At 46.9% G+C, this 21,336-nt stretch carries 20 protein-coding genes and 2 riboswitches; all 20 genes read right to left on the reverse strand.

Annotated elements, in window-relative coordinates; genetic code table 11:
- Positions 1-25: 25 nt before the first annotated feature.
- Positions 26-1,072: a nicotinate-nucleotide--dimethylbenzimidazole phosphoribosyltransferase gene (cobT, locus tag JKM87_RS14695; RefSeq protein ID WP_202081130.1), complete on the reverse strand. Its 1,047-nt coding sequence runs from the start codon at positions 1,070-1,072 to the stop codon at positions 26-28.
- A gap of 76 nt (positions 1,073-1,148) precedes the next feature.
- On the reverse strand, positions 1,149-2,801 hold the full coding sequence (locus JKM87_RS14700; protein WP_202081131.1) for a cobyric acid synthase: 1,653 nt from the start codon (positions 2,799-2,801) through the stop codon (positions 1,149-1,151).
- 79 nt (positions 2,802-2,880) lie between these two features.
- Positions 2,881-4,308, reverse strand: coding sequence for a cobyrinic acid a,c-diamide synthase CobB (locus tag JKM87_RS14705; protein WP_202081132.1), 1,428 nt, complete (start codon positions 4,306-4,308; stop codon positions 2,881-2,883).
- Positions 4,309-4,514: 206 nt separating this feature from the next.
- Positions 4,515-5,672 carry a cobalt-precorrin 5A hydrolase gene (locus JKM87_RS14710; RefSeq protein WP_202081133.1) on the reverse strand — a complete coding sequence of 386 codons (1,158 nt, stop codon included), beginning with the start codon at positions 5,670-5,672 and terminating at the stop codon, positions 4,515-4,517.
- Positions 5,669-6,451, reverse strand: coding sequence for a precorrin-4 C(11)-methyltransferase (gene cobM, locus JKM87_RS14715; protein WP_202081134.1), 783 nt, complete (start codon positions 6,449-6,451; stop codon positions 5,669-5,671). Before cobM ends, JKM87_RS14710 begins: the two co-directional genes overlap by 4 nt.
- On the reverse strand, positions 6,448-7,149 hold the full coding sequence (gene cobI / locus JKM87_RS14720; protein ID WP_202081135.1) for a precorrin-2 C(20)-methyltransferase: 702 nt from the start codon (positions 7,147-7,149) through the stop codon (positions 6,448-6,450). The genes cobM and cobI overlap by 4 nt, the downstream gene beginning before the upstream one ends.
- On the reverse strand, positions 7,149-8,369 hold the full coding sequence (gene cbiE / locus JKM87_RS14725) for a precorrin-6y C5,15-methyltransferase (decarboxylating) subunit CbiE (protein WP_202081196.1): 1,221 nt from the start codon (positions 8,367-8,369) through the stop codon (positions 7,149-7,151). Before cbiE ends, cobI begins: the two co-directional genes overlap by 1 nt.
- A gap of 10 nt (positions 8,370-8,379) precedes the next feature.
- Positions 8,380-9,486: a cobalt-precorrin-5B (C(1))-methyltransferase gene (locus tag JKM87_RS14730; protein ID WP_202081197.1), complete on the reverse strand. Its 1,107-nt coding sequence runs from the start codon at positions 9,484-9,486 to the stop codon at positions 8,380-8,382.
- 17 nt (positions 9,487-9,503) lie between these two features.
- The gene (locus JKM87_RS14735) at positions 9,504-10,151 is read right to left on the reverse strand and encodes a precorrin-8X methylmutase (protein WP_202081136.1); all 648 of its coding nucleotides are present in this window, start codon (positions 10,149-10,151) and stop codon (positions 9,504-9,506) included.
- 20 nt (positions 10,152-10,171) lie between these two features.
- A complete protein-coding gene (cobK, locus tag JKM87_RS14740) occupies positions 10,172-10,939 on the reverse strand; it encodes a precorrin-6A reductase (RefSeq protein WP_202081137.1) in 768 nt (255 codons plus the stop codon).
- 26 nt (positions 10,940-10,965) lie between these two features.
- Positions 10,966-11,868, reverse strand: coding sequence for a sirohydrochlorin chelatase (locus JKM87_RS14745; protein ID WP_202081138.1), 903 nt, complete (start codon positions 11,866-11,868; stop codon positions 10,966-10,968).
- Positions 11,869-11,882: 14 nt separating this feature from the next.
- Positions 11,883-13,511, reverse strand: coding sequence for a precorrin-3B C(17)-methyltransferase (gene cobJ, locus JKM87_RS14750; protein ID WP_202081139.1), 1,629 nt, complete (start codon positions 13,509-13,511; stop codon positions 11,883-11,885).
- Between the two features lies 1 nt (position 13,512).
- Positions 13,513-14,205: a High-affinity nickel-transporter gene (locus JKM87_RS14755; protein ID WP_202081140.1), complete on the reverse strand. Its 693-nt coding sequence runs from the start codon at positions 14,203-14,205 to the stop codon at positions 13,513-13,515.
- Positions 14,206-14,355: 150 nt separating this feature from the next.
- Positions 14,356-14,586: riboswitch (cobalamin riboswitch) on the reverse strand.
- Between the two features lie 177 nt (positions 14,587-14,763).
- Positions 14,764-14,952: riboswitch (cobalamin riboswitch) on the reverse strand.
- Between the two features lie 67 nt (positions 14,953-15,019).
- Positions 15,020-16,237, reverse strand: a complete 1,218-nt coding sequence (locus JKM87_RS14760; protein ID WP_202081141.1) for a threonine synthase — start codon at positions 16,235-16,237, stop codon at positions 15,020-15,022.
- A gap of 107 nt (positions 16,238-16,344) precedes the next feature.
- Positions 16,345-17,445: a YeiH family protein gene (locus tag JKM87_RS14765; RefSeq protein ID WP_202081142.1), complete on the reverse strand. Its 1,101-nt coding sequence runs from the start codon at positions 17,443-17,445 to the stop codon at positions 16,345-16,347.
- Between the two features lie 177 nt (positions 17,446-17,622).
- Positions 17,623-17,793 (reverse strand): hypothetical protein, encoded by a 171-nt coding sequence (locus JKM87_RS14770; RefSeq protein ID WP_202081143.1) that lies wholly within the window; start codon positions 17,791-17,793, stop codon positions 17,623-17,625.
- 3 nt (positions 17,794-17,796) lie between these two features.
- Entirely contained in the window at positions 17,797-18,093 is a 297-nt protein-coding gene (locus JKM87_RS14775; protein WP_202081198.1) for a ferredoxin family protein, read from the reverse strand.
- Complete coding sequence (locus tag JKM87_RS14780) at positions 18,093-19,388, reverse strand: FAD-dependent oxidoreductase (protein WP_202081144.1); 1,296 nt, start codon at positions 19,386-19,388, stop codon at positions 18,093-18,095. Before JKM87_RS14780 ends, JKM87_RS14775 begins: the two co-directional genes overlap by 1 nt.
- Positions 19,372-20,406 (reverse strand): electron transfer flavoprotein subunit alpha/FixB family protein, encoded by a 1,035-nt coding sequence (locus tag JKM87_RS14785; RefSeq protein ID WP_202081145.1) that lies wholly within the window; start codon positions 20,404-20,406, stop codon positions 19,372-19,374. The genes JKM87_RS14780 and JKM87_RS14785 overlap by 17 nt, the downstream gene beginning before the upstream one ends.
- Positions 20,403-21,233: an electron transfer flavoprotein subunit beta/FixA family protein gene (locus JKM87_RS14790; RefSeq protein ID WP_202081146.1), complete on the reverse strand. Its 831-nt coding sequence runs from the start codon at positions 21,231-21,233 to the stop codon at positions 20,403-20,405. The genes JKM87_RS14785 and JKM87_RS14790 overlap by 4 nt, the downstream gene beginning before the upstream one ends.
- Positions 21,234-21,336 lie beyond the last annotated feature (103 nt).

Raw genomic sequence — 21,336 nt, forward strand, 5'->3', positions numbered from 1 at the left:
CTACGCCACCCCCTTTCCCCTTGCTCTAGTTTGTCGATACGTTCGCGGCAGAAAAGGTCGCCATTTCTTTCAGCATGCTTGTCGCTGATAAGAGTAATGGAAAAGCGACAGCCGCACCGCTCCCTTCTCCTAAGCGCAGGTCTAGATCTATCAACGGTTCCTTACCTAGTAAATGGAGGACCAAATCATGCCCCGGCTCTGCTGATCGATGACTGTTCAGCATATAATCTGTACTTCTTTTGACCAACAACTTAGCAATAAGAGCAGCGGTGCCACAGATATATCCGTCTAGTAGAATGGGCACGCGATATTTTGCGGCAGCTAACATCGCGCCGGCCATACCCGCAATCTCTAGTCCCCCCACCTTACTCAAGATATCGATCGGATCACGCTTGTCGGGTCGACCACGTTCAAGGGATCGTTCAATGACGTTTTGTTTATGCCTTAATTTTGCCTCTGGTATGCCTGTCCCTCTTCCCACCAACCGTGAGACGTCTTCCCCACTGAGGGCAGCCAACACGGCACTACTTGTCGTCGTATTACCGATGCCCATCTCTCCTACAATTAAACACCCGATGCCTTTGTCTTGTATCATTTCCTTCGCTTGTTGGTAGCCAATCTCTAACGCTTGTTCCACTTCTTCACGCGTCAGCGCATCTTCTATAAACATATTCCGAGTGCCGTGGCGCACTTTTTGTCTCACGAGACCGGACGCATCAATATGACCGGACACCCCGATATCCACAACTTCTAATACAGCGCCTATTTGCTGGCTAAAGACGTTAATCGCTGCCCCACCCTGTAAAAAGTTACTTACCATCTGTTTGGTCACTTCCTGCGGAAAGGCTGAGACACCCTCGGCCGTTACACCGTGATCAGCGGCAAATACGATCACGCCTGGGGGAGTAACCGTCGGAAAGGCATCCGCCCTCATCTCCGCTAATTCAATGACAAGAGATTCGAGGCGGCCTAAACTCCCTGGCGGTTTTGTGAGTGTATCCAAATAATCACTTGTATGTCTTCCTGTATCCTTATTCAGTTCAGGAACGGTAATATCATAGAATCGACTCATGCGGGTCGGGTCACCTGCCTTCTGTTTTTTTAGTCTCCTATGAAGGGATGGGTCTATTAACGGTTTTAAAGGATGATTAACTGTTGTCTACAGACATATTTTTTCCCCCTCTTTTACTTGCAATGTCGTCATCATTCTTCATATATTTGTTAATCACCTCAAGTTGCACATGGGACCTGACATGAGCGGCTAGTCTATCAAAAGCGGATGATTTCAACTGTTGAAATAAAATAGAAGGTTCATCTTTCCTCGGTAGGCCACTACATGCCCGTCTCTCATTAAGAAAACCTGTACGAAAGTGGTCATTGTCAAATATCCCGTGGAAATAAGTGCCCCAGACACGTTCGTCAACAGATTTCAAGCCATCTCCTCGTCCATCCATTTCAATGAGCGGTGAAAAATGTGAGCTCGCGCTACCTCGCTGATTGTCATATAAGATATGGGCCTGATGAGGCTGATTATGATGGGTGTGTCTGTCAACCATTTCAGATAGGCCCATATGTATTTCGTATCCCTCAATGTCATAGGAAGTGTGTCCAAATTGGAGCCGACCTTGAGAGCGAATGGTGGTTTTTTCTTTGGTTAGTGTTGTCTTGATTGGCAAGAAGCCGAGCGCTTCTTCTTGTACGCGGGTGGATTCAACCGCATGGGGGTCAGCAATCGTTAATCCTAGCATTTGGTATCCCCCACAAATACCGACGATGGCTGTACGCTGCTCTCTGTACAATGAGCTTAATTTTTGAATAAAACCATGATCTTTAAGGTAGATCAAATCCTCTAGCACATTTTTGCTCCCCGGTAAAATGACAACATCAGGGTGCCCCATATCCGCAGCATGTGTTATAAAGCGCACGCGGCAATCAGGTTCTAGCCTGAAAGGATCTACGTCGGTAAAGTTAGATATTTTGGGGTAGCGAATGACCACAACGTCAATGGTATCATGCTCACTTACCCCCTCCGTTGGGGAGATATGATCACTTTGCCCTTTGTCATAGTGGTCAAGGACAAGAGAGTCCTCCGCTTCGATATTAAGATTGGGCAGGTAAGGAATCACCCCGAGCACCGGTTTGCCAGTATAATTCTCAAACCATTCTAATCCGGGCTCCAACAGCTTAATATCACCATGAAATTTGTTGATGATAACCCCGATTACGCGCTCCTTCTGCTGTGGAGACAGGAGTTGTAACGTCCCTACTAAGCTTGCAAACACGCCTCCTCTTTCAATATCCCCTACTAAAATAACTGGGGCGTCGGCCAGTTCAGCTACGCGCATGTTCACCAATTCACGATCATTGAGGTTTATCTCAGCGGGACTTCCCGCCCCCTCTATCACGACTCTATCGAACGATTGGGCCAATGACTGAATCGATTGTTGTATCAGGTTCAGGCCACGCTCGTAAAACGTTTCTCTGTATTCCCCTGCTTGCATATTCTTGTATGGTTTGCCGTGGACCACGATCTGGGACTCATGGTCACGGCTCGGTTTGATGAGGATCGGATTCATATCCGTCGTGGCAATCGTACAGGCTGCTTCTGCTTGAACCCCTTGCGCGCGACCAATCTCTTTGCCGTCTAAAGTAACATAAGAGTTGAGGGCCATGTTTTGGGACTTGAATGGCGCTGTCCGGTAACCATCCTGGGCAAAAATACGACAAAACGCCGTTACTAGGACACTTTTTCCGGCATCAGAATGTGTTCCCTGTATCATTAAAAACTGGGCTTTGCTCATCTACTCGACACTCCCTTTTCTCACTCTTCACCCTCTTATACATTGTTCCATGTTTCACTTTCAGCTTTTGTTCGCTTGTTCAGCTTTTATTCGCTTGTTCAGCTTTTGTTCGCTTTCTTTTTTGGCATACTCTGATCCAATGCTTGACGAGAGAGGGATTAGAAGCGAAGTGTAGATGCGTATAGCCCGCTACGAGATGTGGCAAGACATAACCTTCTTGTTTTAAGCCTCTGAGCCCTTGACTGGTATAAGCGTAGGGAAAGTGGTCTGTCGAGCTATTTGCTGTGAAGGTGGAATAATGAAATTCATGGCCTTTGGCACTCATGCCCTGTGGAAGTAAAAAGTTTGGTTCTATTCCGGTCACTTCTCGGTACCCCAATGCGGCTAGACGGGTTTGCATGGTGACACGACCAGGGATCACCCCTACCATCTCATATACGTCTTGGTCTGTCGTTTCGATGCTATCAGTGAGATACATAAAACCGCCACACTCTGCTAGTGTCGGAAGGTCATCCTTAATCGCTTGTCTAATCGACGCTTTCACTTCCGTGTTTTTTGCCAAATCAGAAACAAATTCTTCAGGAAAACCACCCCCTAAGTATAAACCATCGATACCATCTGGTAAGGTCTCCCCTCTCAAAGGGGAGAATTCAACTAGATCCGCGCCATACTGTTGCAAGAGTTCGAGGTTCTCTGGGTAATAAAAATTAAACGCCGCATCTCTAGCAATGGCGATGGATACTGAAGAGCTTGAAGAGCTATCTCTCTCCTGTTCAGACGGATGGAATAGAAGATTTGTTGCCTCAGGTTCTACAGGAGGTGCTGTTGCGATCTCCAACAGGAGATCTATGTTCACGGTCTCTCGTAGACGGTTACCCAACGATTGAAAGAATGCATCCAATTCTCCCCTCTCAATCGCGGGCACGAGACCTAAATGACGTTCAGGCATGTCAATGTCGGCCTCTCTTTTCATATACCCTATAACAGGCACATCACATTCTTGTTCAATGGCGGCCTTTACGAGCTTGTAATGACCTTCACTCCCCACTTGATTGGCGAAAACACCTGCAATGTTCACCCCTTCAGACAACGTTTGGAACCCTTTCACAATCGCCGCTGCACTTCGAGCCATACTGGCACAATTGACGACAAGCAACACGGGACTTTGCAATAGTTGACTGATTTCTGCTGTACTTCCGGTGTTTTTAAGGGGGTCTTTACCGTCGTAAAATCCCATCACACCCTCTATGATAGAGATATCTGCACCGACACTCCCACGCTGATAGATTTCCTTTACCGTATTATGCTGAAGCATCCAACTGTCCACATTACGTGACGCTCGACCAGTGACCGCCGTATGGTAAGTCGGGTCTATATAATCTGGCCCGCATTTAAATCCTTGTACGGTGTAGCCTTGTTGCTTTAAAGCTGCCATCAGTCCTACTGTGACGGTCGTTTTACCGACCCCACTTCCTGTGCCAGCGATGACGAGTCTCCGTTGTCCCATATGATAAACCACCTCTTAAAATGTCTTAAATGTCTTAAATGTCTTAAATGTCTTAATAGAATAAGCGTAAGTAAATGTAGTATCATATCCACATTTATTTGAAACAATTTAACTATTATATTTACCATGTATAAGATATATGTTCCATCTTTATGGTAGATTTCCTACCACTTTCGTGATAAAAAATGGCCTGAATTGGTGAAGCTTTAGGCAAAGGAAAGCACGCCAACGGATAGGGTCATATTGCCTTTTTTCTTTTTCACTAAAGCAAGTGACCTATTATGCCCCTCATTTGGACCCTCATTTCGGCAGTATAATCGACAAGCAGGTTCACTCACACCGTACGCTCCGGTAAACTTGTATACGGTCTGTGACGGTTCTTCTATCTCAACCTCATTCAACGCTTCAGGCGTATAATAGTGAAAATCCCAGGCGTGTTTCTGCACAACTGCTCTGAGACCTACTTCGTCTTTTTTTAAGTCAATAGTACAGACCGCTTTGACACTTTTAATTGAAAAGTTAAGTTCATCGAGGGTCTCGTGTATGGTCGCTTCGATTTCATCGCTGGTTGTGCCCTTATTGCAGCCAATGCCTAGGACAATGACTTTGGGTCGATAAAGAATCCCGTTATCTAGTAAAGTACGTTCTTCCTTAGAGAGGTGGCGATGGGTAATGATAAGCGTGGCATCCGGAGGTTCTGCCAAAGAAAGGACCTCCTGGGGTGAATGATACAATTTGATGTGCTCTGGGAGCGGACGATCATGGGGCCACCAGTGTCTCTCACCAGACTCTTGTATCACGGCAATACGTTCTTCATTTACCACAGCTGCACTCACTGGCGTCAGTTTTTCCGCCGACTCCCAAGTCCAACCGAATGATTGACCAAAGATGTCAACAGGGATGGTTTGTTGCACATCAGAAGCGGTCGTGATCACAGGTGTCGCCTTCAAAGCTGCTGCAATCTCTCTTGTAAGGGCGTTGGCCCCTCCTAAATGACCGGATAATACACTAATCACAAATGCGCCCTTATCGTCAATGACCACCACACCCGGGTCTGTTTTTTTATCCTTTAATAGCGGCGCAATCATCCTCACCACCGCACCAAGAGAAATCACCAGGACAATACCCTGATAATGCTTAAAAAGCGTCGGTAATAAACGTCTCACACTCCCTTCAAATAATTGAATATGAAGCTCTGCTTCATCACCTTGTTCAAACTTGCTCATATAATACAGGTCGGCGTGAGGGTCGGTCTGTTGGAGTTGACGTGCCAAAGCGACCCCATGCTTCGTAATGGCCACAACGGCGATCGTTCCCCGCTGTTCTATCGTTATATCCGTCTCGGTGGCTAATTGGATGGTCATTGTTCTGTTTTCACTCCTTGGCGAAATCCGTGCGTAAAAGTTTGATCATAAAGTTTGGAACGATACGCTTTCTTGGAAATATCGGGATCGAGTGCCCACCCAGCTAAAATCATGGCTTGCTTTCTAATCCCGTTTTGAGCCATATCTGTATCTAAATTCTGCAATGTCGTTCTTAAAATAACTTGGTCTGGCCACGTTGCTTTGTACACGACCACGATAGGGGTTTGCTCTGACCACCCGGCTTCCAAAAATGCTTTGACCACCTTTTTCGTCAATGTGGCACTGAGAAACAACGCGATCGTACATTGATGCTGTGCCAGATCTTTTAATTTTTCTAATTCCGGCACCGGGGTGCGCCCTTCCGCTCTGGTTAATATGACGGTCTGCGTTAAATCCGGTACTGTGAGCTCTACACCAGCCACGGCCGCAGAGGCAAACACAGAGCTGACCCCGGGGATGATGTCAACGTTAATTTGCGCTTCTTTTAGTAAAGCGATTTGTTCTAAAATAGCCCCGTAAACGGTCGGATCACCAGTATGCACACGCACCACCTGCTTTCCTTGTTGAACACGGTCGATCATGATGGCCACCATTTCTTCTAAGTGCATGCCAGCCGTTTTTAATACCTCGGCTTGAATGTTATCCCCTTGAAGCAACGCCTCATCCACAAGCGAATCAGTATAGAGAATCACGTCTGCTTCTTGAATGCGTTTCAGTCCCTTGACGGTGATCAAATCTGGATCACCAGGACCTGCTCCTACTATCGTCACACCACTCATTTTCTCACCACCATTAAAGATAAGTATTCTAATTCAGCTCGTTCTAACTCTTCGATAGGCCAAATCACTTCCTCCTCAGACGTGACCTTGGTCACAACCGAAGCCTTTTCTACAAGGTCGAGTTCTTTCAATATGTTTAGTAGCTTGTCCATTACTTTGGCCACTTTTAAAAAGATGACGCAATCATGGTTCTCTATCACGTGCTTCATGGCCGTTTCATCAGCCGTAGCGGGGACGATCACGACCTGCTCATCTCCTTCTGCAAGAGGGATACCCAAACGGGACGCTGCGCCGTTAACGGATGAAATGCCGGGTACTGTCTTGATTACGACGTCGGGATGCTGTTGCTTCATGAGCTTCATCAAGTGTATGAATGTGCTGTATAGTAGTGGATCACCTTCTGTGACAAAGGCCACATCCTTCCCTTGGGCTAATTTTTCGTATACGCGCTGAACCGTTTTCCCCCACTCTCGTTCTAAAATCTTGGGGTCCTTTGTCATAGGGAATACGAGACCGAGCCTTTCTTGTTCATCCGGCTGTAAATAAACATCTACGATTTGGTGAGCATAGCTTTTGTTCCCTCTTCTTTTTTGCGGGTAGGCTATCACGTGAGACTCTTTTAACTTACGAAACGCTTTGACTGTGATTAGTTCAGGGTCTCCAGGTCCGACACCTAATCCGTATAATGTTCCGGGCATTATGATGCTCCTTTCTGTCGATAAGCTGTTATGATATAAATGGGATTCAGTGACTCAAAACGTGTCAGGTTAAGGATGGGCTTACTCCTAGACACTTGGGCGAGCGTCACCTCCGCATGAAAGCCTCGTGCTTGGAAGGCTTCTAGTGCTTGATAGAGGTTCTCAATGGTCACCGCATTCAACACCACCCTGCCCTCAGACTTCAGGCGTTGACAACAGATATCCAAAATGGCATTCATGCCGCCTGCTGTGCCACCAATAAATATGGCGTCTGGCTCTGGCCACTGATCAAGATGAGCCGGGGCCTTCCCGTGCACCAACGTGATATCTGTCCGAAAGCGGGCCATGTTACGTCGGCAGTTTTCTAGATCCTGCTCATTTTTCTCTATGGCATAAACGGCGCCATCCGGTGCACATCTGGCTGCTTCTATAGCAACGGAACCGGTACAGGTACCGATATCCCACACGATGCTGTCTTGTTCTAACTTAAGTGCACTGAGACTTAAGGTGCGTATCTCCCGTTTCGTGATTAACCCTTTTTCTGGCTTGCGTTGCGCAAAGGCATCATCCTCAATCCCGATCGTCCAGGTTGGGCTTTTCTCCGTTTGCTTTAATATAAGGGTATTGAGCGGCGAACAAGTCGTCTCTGCTAGGGTTTCAAGATCGTACCACTCACACCGTTCGTGTTCTCCACCGAGGTTCTCAGCTACGAAGGCACGATATTCATGCATGCCAAATGACAATAAGTACTGTGCGATGCTAGCCGGTGTGTTCTCTTGATCTGTGAGGATGGCGACTTTGGGACGCCCGTCAATACGTTGGGCTAACCCCCTCATACTCCGTCCGTGTACACTCGTGACATAGGCGTCCTGCCAGCTTTCCTGAATACGGGCAAATGCAAGCTGGATTGCGCTGATGTAGGGATAGATGGTGGCGTTAACCTTTTTGGCCAGGTAACCCCCGATACCGTAGAACAGTGGGTCCCCCGAAGCGAGCACGACAACATCCTTCTGCTGTTGTTTCAAGTGGTTAAGCTGCTCGACGAGTGTCGTTAGACCGCCTTTTATGACGCGCTTTTCACCTGTGTACTCATTGAAATTAGCCAACAGTCGCTCTCCACCGAAGAGCACGTCGCTTTCCATCACCCATTTTTCATACAGAGGAAGCAAGCTCTGTCTGCCATCATCACCCATGCCGATCACTTTTATGTTGGGTTCCACTTCTGCGGGTCTAACGTTTGCTTGCATGCTCATCTTTTTCGACTGCCTTTCCTAAAAATGCGCCTTTTAATGTGTATAAGCTTGTTTCCACTTCCATTCCTCCATTCACTTCTTTTAAGGCTGACAAACAGCAAGATTGGCATAGCTTTTCAAAGAAAGTATGATAACCATGAGATGTCATCAATTCGCCTACTTCAGACGCCGTATTGGCTTCACGAATCTCCTCTAGTAGAGGGGATGCGGCTCCCACTTGCTCGGCGAGACGGGCCAAAAAATCAAAGTCGACGGGCGCGCTTTTTGAGTGAACCATCATCGTACCTTGAGCCACTTTGGAGAATTTCCCCATCATGCCAACCATGGACACCTTTTTGATCCCTTGTCGTTTACATTGCTTGAGCGTAAAGCCTACAAAATCTCCCATTTCTATAAACGCCTCTTGCGGCAGATGAGGATATTGTTGAATAGCATACTTCTCACTCCGCCCACCGGTCGTGATGACGACGTGTTGACAACCACTCGATTGGGCCACACTTATTGCCTGGGCAATGCTCGCTTTGAAGGCGGCCGAGGAAAAAGGTTTGACCGTGCCTCGTGTCCCCAGTATTGAAATCCCACCGATGATCCCTAAGCGTTCATTTAAGGTCTTTTTAGCCACTTCCTCTCCTGCAGGAGCAGATATCTCAACGTGAATGCCCTGTGAAATGTGATACGCCTCGACGATGTCTTCAACGATACCTCTTATCATTTTTCGTGGGACGGGATTAATGGCCGCTTCCCCGACTGGAACAGGGAGCCCCTTTTTCGTGACCCGACCTACGCCTTGTCCGCCATCAAGAGAAATCCCCGCTGATGCAGACCACGACACCGTTGATTTTATAAGCATGCCATGCGTGGCATCTGGATCATCTCCAGCGTCTTTAATCACCCCCACGGTGGCTTGATTTGCCGTCCACTCACAACACTGTGAGGTGAATGTGGCATCCTTTCCGACCGGAAGACGTATGGTGACCGATTGAATGGCTTTTCCTTTTATCAAAGTGAGAAGAGCAGCTTTTGTCGCTGCCGTGGCACAAGCCCCTGTGGTATAGCCTTCTCTCAAACGCTCTTCTTTGACGATTGATTTACTCATACCATTTACTCCTGATGAGCCAAGTTGGTGATGGCGTTCACAGCCGCTACAGTAACTGTACTTCCACCCTTCCTTCCAATGTTGGTGATGAATGGGACGTCAAGCTTGGACAGCTCTTCCTTAGATTCGGCAGCAGAGACGAAGCCTACGGGCAGGCCAACCACCAACGCAGGCTTTGCTATGCCCTCCTTGATGAGTCGTATCAGCTCTAATAATGCTGTGGGCGCATTCCCAATAGCAAAGATACCTCCCTGCGCTTCTTTGATGGCTTTGCGCATGGATATAATGGCACGTGTGGTGTCTAAACGTTTCGCTTCTTGAATGACGTCCGGATCAGAGATATATACATGAACGTCACATCCAAATCGCTCCAACCGGGGTTTGTTAATGCCCACTTGCACCATCTGGACATCTGCCACCACTGTCTTCCCTGCACGTACCGCCTCAACCCCTGCCTGCATCGCTTTCGGGTGAAACACTAAGCTACGACCAAGATCAAAATCGGCTGAAGCGTGTATGACCCTCTGCACCACTCTGTACTCCGCTTCAGTAAAAGTGTGCTCGCCTATCTCCTGGTCAATGATGTCAAAGCTATTTCCCTCAATTTGTTGTGGTTGAATCGTCGTCGGCTTAAACGTCGTTTTAAAATCCATCCTGATTCCTCCTCGCATGTCTATTTCAAGGCTAAGTGCTGAATATGGCTCAACACCTCATCAAACGTAGAGTAGCAGGTGCCATAGTCCATATCAGGTCGCTTTATCAGTACCGTTGTGATGCCTAGCTCGCGGGCCGATTGAATTTTCTCGTCTACAGCCCCTGCCTTGCCACTTTCTTTGGTAATCATCAACGTCACACCATACTGCTTGTATAAAGCTTGGTTCAGTTCTTTTGTAAAGGGGCCTTGTATGGCGATAATATCTTTCTGTGCTACCCCCAGTCGTTCACACTTTTCCATGTTATCTTTGCGGGGAAGCATACGGGCAAGCAGTCTCGTCCCCGGAAGATCTTGCAATCGCTCGGTAAATACGTGTAAGGTTTTACTTCCTGTCGTGAGCATGATCACCCCTCTCTTTTGAGCGGCCACCTCGGCTGCTTCCTCATATCCATTCACTCGAATCATATTCTCGTCATCAAACACTTGGTTCTCCCGTTCATAACGAATATAAGGAATCTGACATTCATCAGCCGCCTGACGTGCGTGTTTGCTCGCTTCCTCGGCAAAAGGGTGGCTCGCATCGACAATGAGCCGAATGTGTCGGTCACGAATGAGGGCCATCATATCCTGCGCGGTTAGCCGTCCAATTTGCACCTCTAGGCCTACCTCCTGTAAGGCGATGGCCGCATTCTCAGTCACCACTGTGGTTAAAACTTGAAATCCTTCTTGTTTCATTCGTATCGCGAGCGCTCTCGCATCACTTGTCCCGGTCAAACACAGAATCATATGACGTTTTCTCCTTCCACACACGATTAGTCTTGGTGGTGTTGTGCTGCAAGCCCAGGCTTGTGATGGTGATGGTGATCGTGATCGTGATGATGATCATGGTCATGATGGTGGTGATGATCGATATGTGCCATCGCTTCAAGTCTGTACTGGCAAGTATCACAGTTCATTTGTACATCGTCTTTCAACGCTTCTTCTGTACGCTCTCTGATGATATTTGCAAGGTTTTCGTGGAAACCAAAATAATGTGTTAACATAAACTGGTGTTTGGGGTATTGCAGCTCAAAGTCTTGTACCATGCGTTCTAAGCGTTTGATCAAGATGCCGGTAAACAGGAAGTAGGGCAGTATGACAATTTTCTGTGCACCCAGCTTTATGCAGCGCGAGACACTCTCTTCTAATAAAGGTGTCGTCACCCCCATAAAGGCTGGTTCGACAAGAGCATAATCAAGTTTTTCCCATAGAAGCCTCGTTATTTTATAAAGTTCACCGTTAGCGTCCGGGTCACTTCCACCTCGTCCTAAGACAATGACAGCGGTACCTTCTTCTGGTGCAAATACATTCTCACCCTGCTCCTCCAGTCTGTGCTGGCAGATCTCAAGCGCTTGCTCATGAGCCCCTATCGGACGCCCATAGGTGAAGCTGACATTAGCGTGTTTTTGTTTCGCTTCATCAATCGCAGCTGGGATGTGTATTTTCGAATGTCCTGCGGGTAAAAGCATGATAGGAATGAGGACGACATGTGTAGCACCTCTGGCCACACACTTGTCAATGCCTTGATTAACGTTCGGACTTTCAAATTCTAAAAAACAAGTCTCAACAATATGGTCAGATGCATACGTTGGTGCAATTTTTTCGATCATGTGACGGACTTCATCATTTCCTTCAGGATCACGACTACCGTGACCGACAAATAAGATTCCTTTCATCTCCATTCCTCCTTTTAATCCTCTCCACAGGCAGCTGGTTCGATATCGAGCTTCGGTGTCACATCTCGATAAGGAAAGCCTTGTATGCTTTGGACACGCTTAAAGAACTTATGGAATCTCTCGTTGGGATGTCCGCGTTCTTTATACTCTAAAATAATTTGCTCTACAATGTTGACGATATCTTCAGGGGATACGCCTTCAGCCACGATTTGTCCCGGGTGTGCTGTACGCCCAACTGTTTTTCCACCTAAGAATAGGTCAAAGGCACCTTTCCGATAGACGATACCAATATCGTCATTAACAGCACCGTAACAAGCCATCCCGCAACCGTTAAAACCTAATTTAAGTTCTTTGGGGAGATCGATGCCCCCGAGTTTCTCTTGGATTTCTTCTGCGTATGGAATAGCATCCTTTTTCTCCCCTTCACAGAAGTCACACGCCTTCAATTGAAAAACGTCTCCAACAGGAGTCAAGATCAATCCTTCTCGCTCTAGTGCTTCTGTTATATCGTCTGGATTATGTGTCGGTATTTGAAGAAGCAGATGATGGTCTGGTGTATAGGACATCTGCCCTTGCTCTCCCACGACCTGAGCAATGGTGAGCAGTTGTTGCGATGTCAAATTCTTATTAGCAACCCCTGGGCTCACTGCTAATTCAAAAATGGGGGCTTGCTCCTGCCCTTGTGACTGAGCATAAGCGACATGCGATTGGCTCTCATAACCGTCTTGAGTGACGGCTTGGAGGGCTTGACTCGCCCAATCTAAAGGTCTTGACGCCGGTGTTGCAGACGACGAGGACGTCTCATGATGATCCCCTGCATGTAAAGCCCACGGCTCGTTCTCAGGTTTTAGACGTTCTGCCGGCTTTAGGCGTTGTTCCTCTTTATCCAGCGTATACTTGCGTTGATAACCCCTCGGTGTAATCATTTTGTTATCGTATAGAAAAGTGGATGCGTTCCCGATAATCACCGTGGTTAGCATGCCTATTTCGTGCTCAAGCATGTCCTTCAATGTCGTGATGACGACATGTTCACGATCCCGGTACGCACTTTTAACTAGACCCACAGGCGTTTCCGGTGAACGGTAACGCAGTAGTATCTTTTGAGCTTCGACTATCTGTTTTGTACGTCGACCACTTTTAGGGTTATACAATGACACCACGAAGTCTGCTGCTGCCGCCGCCTCAATTCTTTTGGCAATGAGCTCCCATGGCGTTAAATGATCACTAAGACTGATGGTACAAGCGTCATGCATAACGGGTGCCCCGAGTCGTGAAGCACAAGAGTTGATGGCGGATATGCCAGGCACCACCTCTACAGCGACACCCGTGTCCTCCTTCCAACCTTTTTCAACGAGGACCTCATATACTAACCCTGCCATCCCATATACCCCAGCATCACCACTGGAAATGACGGCAACCTTGCGTCCCTGTTCCGCTAGTTTCACAGCCGCTTGAGCCCTGCTCACTTCTTCGGACATGCCTGTACTTATGATTTCTTGTCCACTTAGTAAACCTTCGATCAATTGGATATACGTTTTGTATCCAATGACACAATCGCTATCTTCAATGGCTTCCTGTGCCCGCTTCGTAATATGGTCAAAACTCCCAGGACCGAATCCAATTACCCATAATTTTCCTTTCATTCTACACACCTCCACCCATGATTTCTGTGATCATAAACAGTCCTAATCCGATACTGTACACTCCCGTTATGAGTCCCAATACCATGTACAGATGTCGTTTAAATCTCGCTTTAATAAAACCCCAAGATAATAGAAGCGTCACTAAAATCGTAGAAAACAGGAGCCCAACGACGAATAACAAAAGGTGAATGGTTGCCGCTGAGTAAGTATCTAAACCAAATGCTGACGATATGATAGCAATCTGACTTGGGCTCTCAACGCCTATACCGTGAATAATACCTACAATCATGGCCCCTACAGCCCCCATTTTCACAGGTGAGAATGAAGCACTTGGCAACTTTGCAGTCAACCACTCTTGGATGAGGGTGATGCGACTTTTGAGCTGATCATCTTTCTTAGTCCGATAGACACTGTAAATGATGACACCTCCTAAGATAATCAATGTTAAACTTACGAGCCCTTCCATCCATTGTTGAACAGGACTTGAAAGTCGGGTTCCGAAGAAAATGGTTAACAGTCCTACGAACAAAACCATCATCCCGTGTCCGCAGGCATACATGACACCTAGCGTGACTTGTCTACTTTTTTCTTCTTCACTTCCAACCATGTCAGCAATGGCGGCGATATGGTCGCCATCAACTCCATGGCGCATGCCTACCATAATGGCAAACAGCGCAAATGACATTAACTCCATTTTTTTACCTCCTTTTTGCATGAATGAATAATAATGGTATAGATACAACTAAAAAATGCACCTCTACGAAGATAGAGGTGCAGAAATAACGTACGAGACCGTAAACTTGTCCACTCGATTTCTACACACACCTATAACCCGTAGGCTGTGAAGCGAACAGGATAGTAGGCAGGTCTCCTGACTTAGGTTCATCGTTGATGTGGCGTCTTCCCAAAACAATCTAGCTCCTTTTACTAGAATTATCTCAGTGACATCAACCACTCACTCCCCATTACAGTGGCGGGCACCGTGACGGACTTTCACCGTTCTTCCCTTTTAAGCGATCCTTAGCAACGCCGAATGAACGTTGGCTGCATAAGAACCGCACCTAATCCTGTTTGTATTCAGTTGTACAACTAGCTCACCAATCTAGCATTCATGCTATTAAAAAAACCTTAACACGAAGGTTAAGGTTTGAGACATACGTTGACAATCGTTAAGCACGGGCACTCATCTATTGTCAGTAACGAGATGACATGAGTACGCGTTGTCTTCACCTTAATTCTCCCCTCCGAAGAATGGTCGTTACATTTAAAAGCAGGTTTCCTGGCTCACGTTCATCTTACTCTTGTCCCTTCCCAGCAAATCGCCAGTGGTTGACAATTTCATCACGTATACAGTAGCGGGGGCTGCACCGGATTCACACCGGTTTCCCTATTATCTTAAGCTTGCAATGAAAACTTAAGCACTTTTAAATGGCATATTTTGTTATTTTATGTGTAACCTTGTCTACATTAAACCTCATCTTAGCATTTATTTCAATAGGTTTTTTGTCTTAATTTTTTAACTTTAGTCGATCTCCCGGCTTTAACACAGGGGCTTCTACTTGCATCGTGTCCGGATACTTAATCCCTTGACCTGTGTTGAGGGCGATCACAGTATCATGATCTTTTATCCATCCATGCTCCCTTAACTGTCGAGCGGCTACAAACGTCGCGGCCCCTTCAGGACAAATAAAAGCACCTTCAAGTGAAGCTATACACTGTTGTTCCTGCACAATGGCTGTATCGTCTACGGCCATGGCACACCCGTCAGTCTCATAGATCGCCTCTAATACAAGGAAATCCCCTATCGCTTTAGGAACGTTAATGCCGAAGGCAATGGTCGAAGCGTCTGTCCAGAAGGTCGACTCTTCTTTCTTATCCTCCCACGCCTGAACAATCGGCGCACACCCCGTTGATTGTACAGCCACAAGTCGAGGCAACGGCCCTTCTATCCACCCCATAGCCATCAATTCCTTCAGCGCTTTATAGATGCCGATGAGACCTACGCCACCTCCAGTAGGATAAAGGATGACATCCGGCATCTGCCAGTCCAACTGCTCTGCTATTTCTAGACCCATTGTCTTCTTCCCTTCAATACGGTAAGGCTCCTTTAAGGTGGAGGCATCATAGAAGCCGACGTCTTGTACGGCCTGCGCCACAATACGACCGGCATCACTGATTAATCCGTCCACAAGGTTTAAATGAGCCCCTGACAGTGCCACTTCAAGTCTTGTGATGGTGGGAGCGCTCACGGGCATGACAATGTATGATTTTATACCCGCTCTCGCAGCGTATAAGGCCCATGCCGCACCAGCATTCCCATTGGTTGGCATGGCGATCGCCTCAACCCCTAACTCCTTTGCTTTTGACACACCGACAGCAGCGCCACGCGCTTTGAATGAACCAGAAGGGACCATCCCTTCATCCTTCATATATAAATGAGGAATGCCCATATTCTCGCCAATACGAGGCATGGAGAGAAGCGGTGTCATCCCTTCTCCTAGGGATACGACATGTTTTTCACGCTTAACGGGGAGTAACTCATGGTATCTCCAAAGTGTGGGCTTACGCTCTTTTAACATCGTTGTTTTAAAATTGTCTGATAGGGCATCAAGATCATAGTCGACGAGCAAGGGCGAGCCACACTGACACAAATGATGCGCTTGATTAACATCGTAATGTGCATCACATTTGGGACAGTATAAATGCGTAACATAACTAAAGCTCATCATTGAACCTCCCTCTATAGATTAAGATTTTCTTTAATACACTCCTTTTACGCGGGTTCACAAGCTAGCCTTAATTAGCACTAGCTAGCGTGACTTTTACTAGAACATCAATGTGAAAGGATGTTTACGAGAAGCACCCCTAGTATCACTAGGCTTGCGTAACCCAGCACACCGTAGCTAACGGTGCGTAGTCCTATTTGCTTAAATTCTCTAACATGAATACTTAGTCCAAGTCCGGCCATAGCCATCGATAAGAATAGCACACTTAATGCAATGAGAAAGTGTGTAAGCCCTATAGGTACAACACCTAGCGTATTAATCATACTGAGCAATAAAAATCCGATGACGAACCAAGGGATCGGCAGGTTTTTAAAACGATGCATTAATGTCTGGTTATCCTGACGGTGATGCGGGTGTTGAGCACCTTCCTTTCGTTCAAACCAATACGCAAGGAATAAAGCGACAGGAATGAGCAGAGCGACTCTACCTAGCTTGACGAGAATAGCCGTTTCACTACTCACTTCACCTGCGGGTGCTGCGGCGGCAATCACATGGGCCAATTCATGTAACGTCGCACCTACAAATAGGCCATAAGTATCAGGTGTCACCCCGAGGAACGGGTATATAAATGTATAAATCATGGTGCCAATCGTCCCTAACACCGCGATATAGGAGACAGCGATCGCCGTTTGGGCTTTTTTAGCCCCAATCAGGGGGGCTACGGCGACAATCGCGGCTGCCCCACAAACAGCAGTCCCTACTGCTATTAAAGCGGATGAATGCGCATCGATTGCAAGCTTATGCCCTAAGTAAAGCATGATGACTAGGGTGAACACAATGACAATAAGGTCCACGGCTAAAACGGTCATACCTGCCGCATATATCTGTTCTAAATTTAAGCGAAGTCCCATTAAGATAATACCGGCCCTTAACAGATACTTTGTACTGAATTGTACGCCCTCAGTGGCAAACGTTGGAACGCCGAAAGTGGCTTTCCATCCCATCCCGAGTAATATAGATAAAATCATAACGCCCATGATGGACAACAAAGGCAAAGCAACGAGTTGTCCCGCGAGTAGAGCTATGAGTAAGGTTAACACCACACCTGCATATAAGCCCTTCTTACTAAACATTCTTTTAATCCAACTTCTTTGTTTATGTACTGGTAGTTGAGTGGATGTATTGTGCTCCACATTCGTCGGTGACATAGTATGGTGTCCTCCAAGTGATAATGTTTCTTATGACAGGAACAAGGTCCTTTACATCTACAATATCATAACGAGACTCGTTTATGGGCGGTAAAATAAAAAGAAGGCAAAATGAGACTTTACGTCTCCTTTTACCTTCATGACGTGTAAACTTCAATTATCATGATTTGAGCTTAATTATCTTAGATCTTTCTCTCTAGCCGACAGATCTAGCTGAATAAGCTCAAACGCCTCCCAGCTACAAAAATGATCTTCCCAAATGACATGACACTTCCGCTCATGTACGCCCATCACAACCCCTCTAACACCATCGCGAACATAAATGACATGATCACCGATCTTGTACATGATTCACCCCAAACGGAAGACGATACCGTGGCCGCCTTTTGGGTACACCCAGTCGATGTTCTCATAAGGGCAACCGATGCGACAGGCTCCACACTCATGGCAGCCCTCATAGCCGACATGCATGCGGATGTCTTCCCACTTGTAGATTTCTGCAGGACAAAATATGGTACACAGCTTATCGGGACAATCAGTCATACAGATTTCGGGATCCTTGACGTGAAGATGGGATTCCGTGTCCGCGTTAAACCTGACCAAATACTGCTTTTCTTCAATGGTCTGTGCCAGTTTTGGCTCGCTCATCACTTCATCACCTTCCAAGCCCGGTATATGTCTCGGGCGATTTTTAATTTCTCTCCAGCGGTCCCGATTTCTCTCCATATTTTCTTTTGTTTCTCTCTTTTGGGGACACCATCTACAGTGAGCATTTGACTGGCCGCTTTGTTCATCATGGGTATATATTCTTCAAAATATTGCGGAAATTTATCAAAGGTGTGTACGGTATCCTTGTATTTTTCCATGTCCTTACCAACAAAACTATTCATGAGTTTCATCCGATATTCATCTAATACGTCCTCAGAATAATCATCCTCTGCTTTGGCTTTTAATATGGTCTCTGCTGCCAGTCTGCCCGAGGTCATCGCCATGTTAGACCCTTCTCTGTGTATGGCGTTCACTAATTGTGCGGCGTCTCCGACCACAACAACCCCGTTTCCAGCGACGCGTGGCATAGAATGATAGCCCCCTTCCGGTATAAGGTGAGCCAAGTATTCCTTCGATTCGCCACCTTGGATATACGGTCGAATCATCGGGTGCTCCTTCACATATTCGAGTAGATCGTATGGTTTCATTTTATGCTTGATGAAGCCAGAAAGTAACGTTCCAATGCCAATACTGATCGTGTCTTTATTCGTATATAAAAATCCTGTGCCCATAAGGTTTTTGGTGGCGTCTCCGAACATTTCAATGGTGCAGCCTTGGTTCTTCTCTAGATTAAATCGACTTTCAATCGTTTTACTGTCGAGTTTAATCACTTCCATGGTCGCTAATGCCACTTCATCCGGTTTCCATTCACGGTGAAAGCCGAGTTGCTTTGCCAGAAGAGAATTTACTCCGTCCGCCAAAACGACCACATCCGCATACACATCACCGTCGGGCCGATCCGTTCGTACACCCACGACTTTGCCGTTTTCAACGATACATGCTCTAGCCACCGTTTCGTTTACGAGTAGGGCGCCTTGTTCAACGGCTTTCTCCGCAAACCACTGATCAAACTTGGCCCGTAACACAGTAAAGTTGTTATACGGTTCTTCTCCCCATTCTAAACCTTTATATCCAAAGGTAACGGCTGAAGCTTTATCCATCATCATAAACCGTTGTTCAACGATCGGACGTTCGAGCGGTGCTTCTTTATAAAACTCAGGAATCACGTCCTCCATCATTTGACGATAGAGCACCCCGCCCATTACATTTTTAGAACCAGGATACTCCCCGCGTTCCATCAGTAGGACGTCGCCCCCCGCTTTTGCTAATTCATAAGCACAAGCCGTTCCTGCTGGCCCGGCACCGACAACGATCACATCAAACTTTTCCGACATGGCTCACATCTCCTAACCCTAAAACGTTTTCAAATTCTTTTATGAGTAACGGCACGATTTCAAACGCATCTCCTACAATGCCATAATGTGATGCTTGGAATATAGGGGCGTCCGGATCATGATTGATCGCGATGATAAGCCCGGAGTTTTGCATTCCCACGAGATGTTGGATAGAGCCAGATATGCCGATGGCAAAGTATATCTTCGGTGTTACGGTTACTCCGGTCTGTCCTACTTGGTGATGATGATCGATCCACCCCGACTCTACGACATCACGACTCGCTCCGACAGCCCCTCCGAGCACCTTGGCTAATTGGTGAATAAGTTCGAAGCCTTCTTGACTTCCTAACCCTTTGCCTCCAGCGACGACAATATCCGCTTCGTCGATGCGTACACGTTTTTGCGTATCCAGTACGATTTCTAGGACCTTCGTCCGCACGTCCTCCTCCTTTAAGGACAACGATTCCTCTACTATTTCCCCCTTTCTTCCTGGCTCAGGTTCTAAGGCTTTCATCACTTTAGGACGCACGGTCGCCATCTGAGGCCGATATTTTTTACAGAGGATCGTAGCCATGATGTTTCCACCAAAGGCAGGTCGACTGGCTAATAGCAGTCCCGTGTCCTCTTCGATGTCCAAGAGGGTGGTATCCGCGGTTAACCCGGTTGGTAAATCCGTTGCCACAGCACTGGCGAGGTCTTTTCCTTTTGATGTGGCGCCGTACAGAATAACTTCCGGCTTGTACTTGTTGGTACAATGCATGAGGGCTTCCATAAACGGCTCCGTTCGATAATGTTTAAAGATGGGGTCGTCGTACACATAAACGACGTCAGCTCCGTATGTAAAAGCGTCTGTTGCTAGTTCCTTCACCCCTTCACCGATCAAAATCCCTCCAAGTTGATCCCCTCGTTTATCCGCTAACTCTCGCCCCGCACCAAGTAATTCCAGTGACACCTGGGCGATCTTGCCTTCTTTCACCTCTAAAAATACCCACGTCCCCCGATAATCTTCAAAGCTCATGATACCCCTCCCCGCTCACGAAACAGTTCTTTCTTTTCCATGACAATATTGACGACTTTCCGTGCTTGGTCCTCAGCTGAACCTTCTATCATTTCGCCTCCTTGGGGCTTTTCTGGCGGCCATACTTTGGCCACGATCGTTGGTGACCCCTTTAGACCCAGCTGTTTAACATCAACATCCTCCAAGTCATTCACAGCCCAGATTTGGGGCTTATACTGAGCAGCCTTAATCATATTAGGTAACGGAGAGTAAGGGACTTCGTTAATGTCCTTCTCAACAGCGAATAAGCAAGGCAGAGAGGAACGCACCACCTCATATCCGTCTTCAAGTTTACGGTGCACAATAGCATACCCGTCCTGCTTATTGACTTCTTTCACTTCCTTTACTGACGTTAAAGGTGGGATATCTAATCTTCTTGCGATCCCTGGCCCGACCTGTCCCGTATCCCCGTCGATCGTCATTTTGCCGCAAACGATAAGGTCAATCGGTTTTTGCTTACCGATCTTATCTAACGCTTTTGTTAGAGCGTAACTCGTCGCTAACGTATCTGCACCAGCAAAACGCTTGTCTGAGATCATGTAACCTTCGTCGGCACCGATTTCAATACACTTTCGAATGGCCTTAACGGCAGGGGGTGGTCCCATGGTTAGAACTGATACCGTCCCACCATAGCGTTTTTTGATTCTCACTGCCTCTTCAACAGCGTGTGCATCATATGGATTGAGAATGGCGGGTGCACTGGCACGATCCATGGTATTTGTTTTTGGATTCATTTTAATCACTTTGGTGTCAGGCACCTGTTTAATACAGGCCACGATGTGAAGCATAGGATCCCTCCTCATGAACATTGACCCTCGACCCTTCCGAGCATAGAGTACTTGTTATATGTATATAGACGATTTAAAAGAATATGAGTGGGAGATTTGTACA

The organism is Caldalkalibacillus salinus (genome assembly GCF_016745835.1).
Taxonomy (GTDB): Bacteria; Bacillota; Bacilli; order Caldalkalibacillales; family JCM-10596; genus Caldalkalibacillus_A; species Caldalkalibacillus_A salinus.

What these genes read in the sequence shown, in the direction of transcription:
- cobT (WP_202081130.1), bottom strand. Translation starts at nt 1,072, where the DNA reads ATGAGTCGATTCTATGATATTACCGTTCCTGAACTGAATAAGGATACA.
- JKM87_RS14700 (WP_202081131.1), bottom strand. Translation starts at nt 2,801, where the DNA reads ATGAGCAAAGCCCAGTTTTTAATGATACAGGGAACACATTCTGATGCC.
- JKM87_RS14705 (WP_202081132.1), bottom strand. Translation starts at nt 4,308, where the DNA reads ATGGGACAACGGAGACTCGTCATCGCTGGCACAGGAAGTGGGGTCGGT.
- JKM87_RS14710 (WP_202081133.1), bottom strand. Translation starts at nt 5,672, where the DNA reads ATGACCATCCAATTAGCCACCGAGACGGATATAACGATAGAACAGCGG.
- cobM (WP_202081134.1), bottom strand. Translation starts at nt 6,451, where the DNA reads ATGAGTGGTGTGACGATAGTAGGAGCAGGTCCTGGTGATCCAGATTTG.
- cobI (WP_202081135.1), bottom strand. Translation starts at nt 7,149, where the DNA reads ATGCCCGGAACATTATACGGATTAGGTGTCGGACCTGGAGACCCTGAA.
- JKM87_RS14735 (WP_202081136.1), bottom strand. Translation starts at nt 10,151, where the DNA reads ATGGATTTTAAAACGACGTTTAAGCCGACGACGATTCAACCACAACAA.
- cobK (WP_202081137.1), bottom strand. Translation starts at nt 10,939, where the DNA reads ATGATTCTGTGTTTGACCGGGACAAGTGATGCGAGAGCGCTCGCGATA.
- JKM87_RS14745 (WP_202081138.1), bottom strand. Translation starts at nt 11,868, where the DNA reads ATGAAAGGAATCTTATTTGTCGGTCACGGTAGTCGTGATCCTGAAGGA.
- cobJ (WP_202081139.1), bottom strand. Translation starts at nt 13,511, where the DNA reads ATGAAAGGAAAATTATGGGTAATTGGATTCGGTCCTGGGAGTTTTGAC.
- JKM87_RS14755 (WP_202081140.1), bottom strand. Translation starts at nt 14,205, where the DNA reads ATGGAGTTAATGTCATTTGCGCTGTTTGCCATTATGGTAGGCATGCGC.
- JKM87_RS14760 (WP_202081141.1), bottom strand. Translation starts at nt 16,237, where the DNA reads ATGAGCTTTAGTTATGTTACGCATTTATACTGTCCCAAATGTGATGCA.
- JKM87_RS14765 (WP_202081142.1), bottom strand. Translation starts at nt 17,445, where the DNA reads ATGTCACCGACGAATGTGGAGCACAATACATCCACTCAACTACCAGTA.
- JKM87_RS14770 (WP_202081143.1), bottom strand. Translation starts at nt 17,793, where the DNA reads ATGTACAAGATCGGTGATCATGTCATTTATGTTCGCGATGGTGTTAGA.
- JKM87_RS14775 (WP_202081198.1), bottom strand. Translation starts at nt 18,093, where the DNA reads ATGAGCGAGCCAAAACTGGCACAGACCATTGAAGAAAAGCAGTATTTG.
- JKM87_RS14780 (WP_202081144.1), bottom strand. Translation starts at nt 19,388, where the DNA reads ATGTCGGAAAAGTTTGATGTGATCGTTGTCGGTGCCGGGCCAGCAGGA.
- JKM87_RS14785 (WP_202081145.1), bottom strand. Translation starts at nt 20,406, where the DNA reads ATGAGCTTTGAAGATTATCGGGGGACGTGGGTATTTTTAGAGGTGAAA.
- JKM87_RS14790 (WP_202081146.1), bottom strand. Translation starts at nt 21,233, where the DNA reads ATGCTTCACATCGTGGCCTGTATTAAACAGGTGCCTGACACCAAAGTG.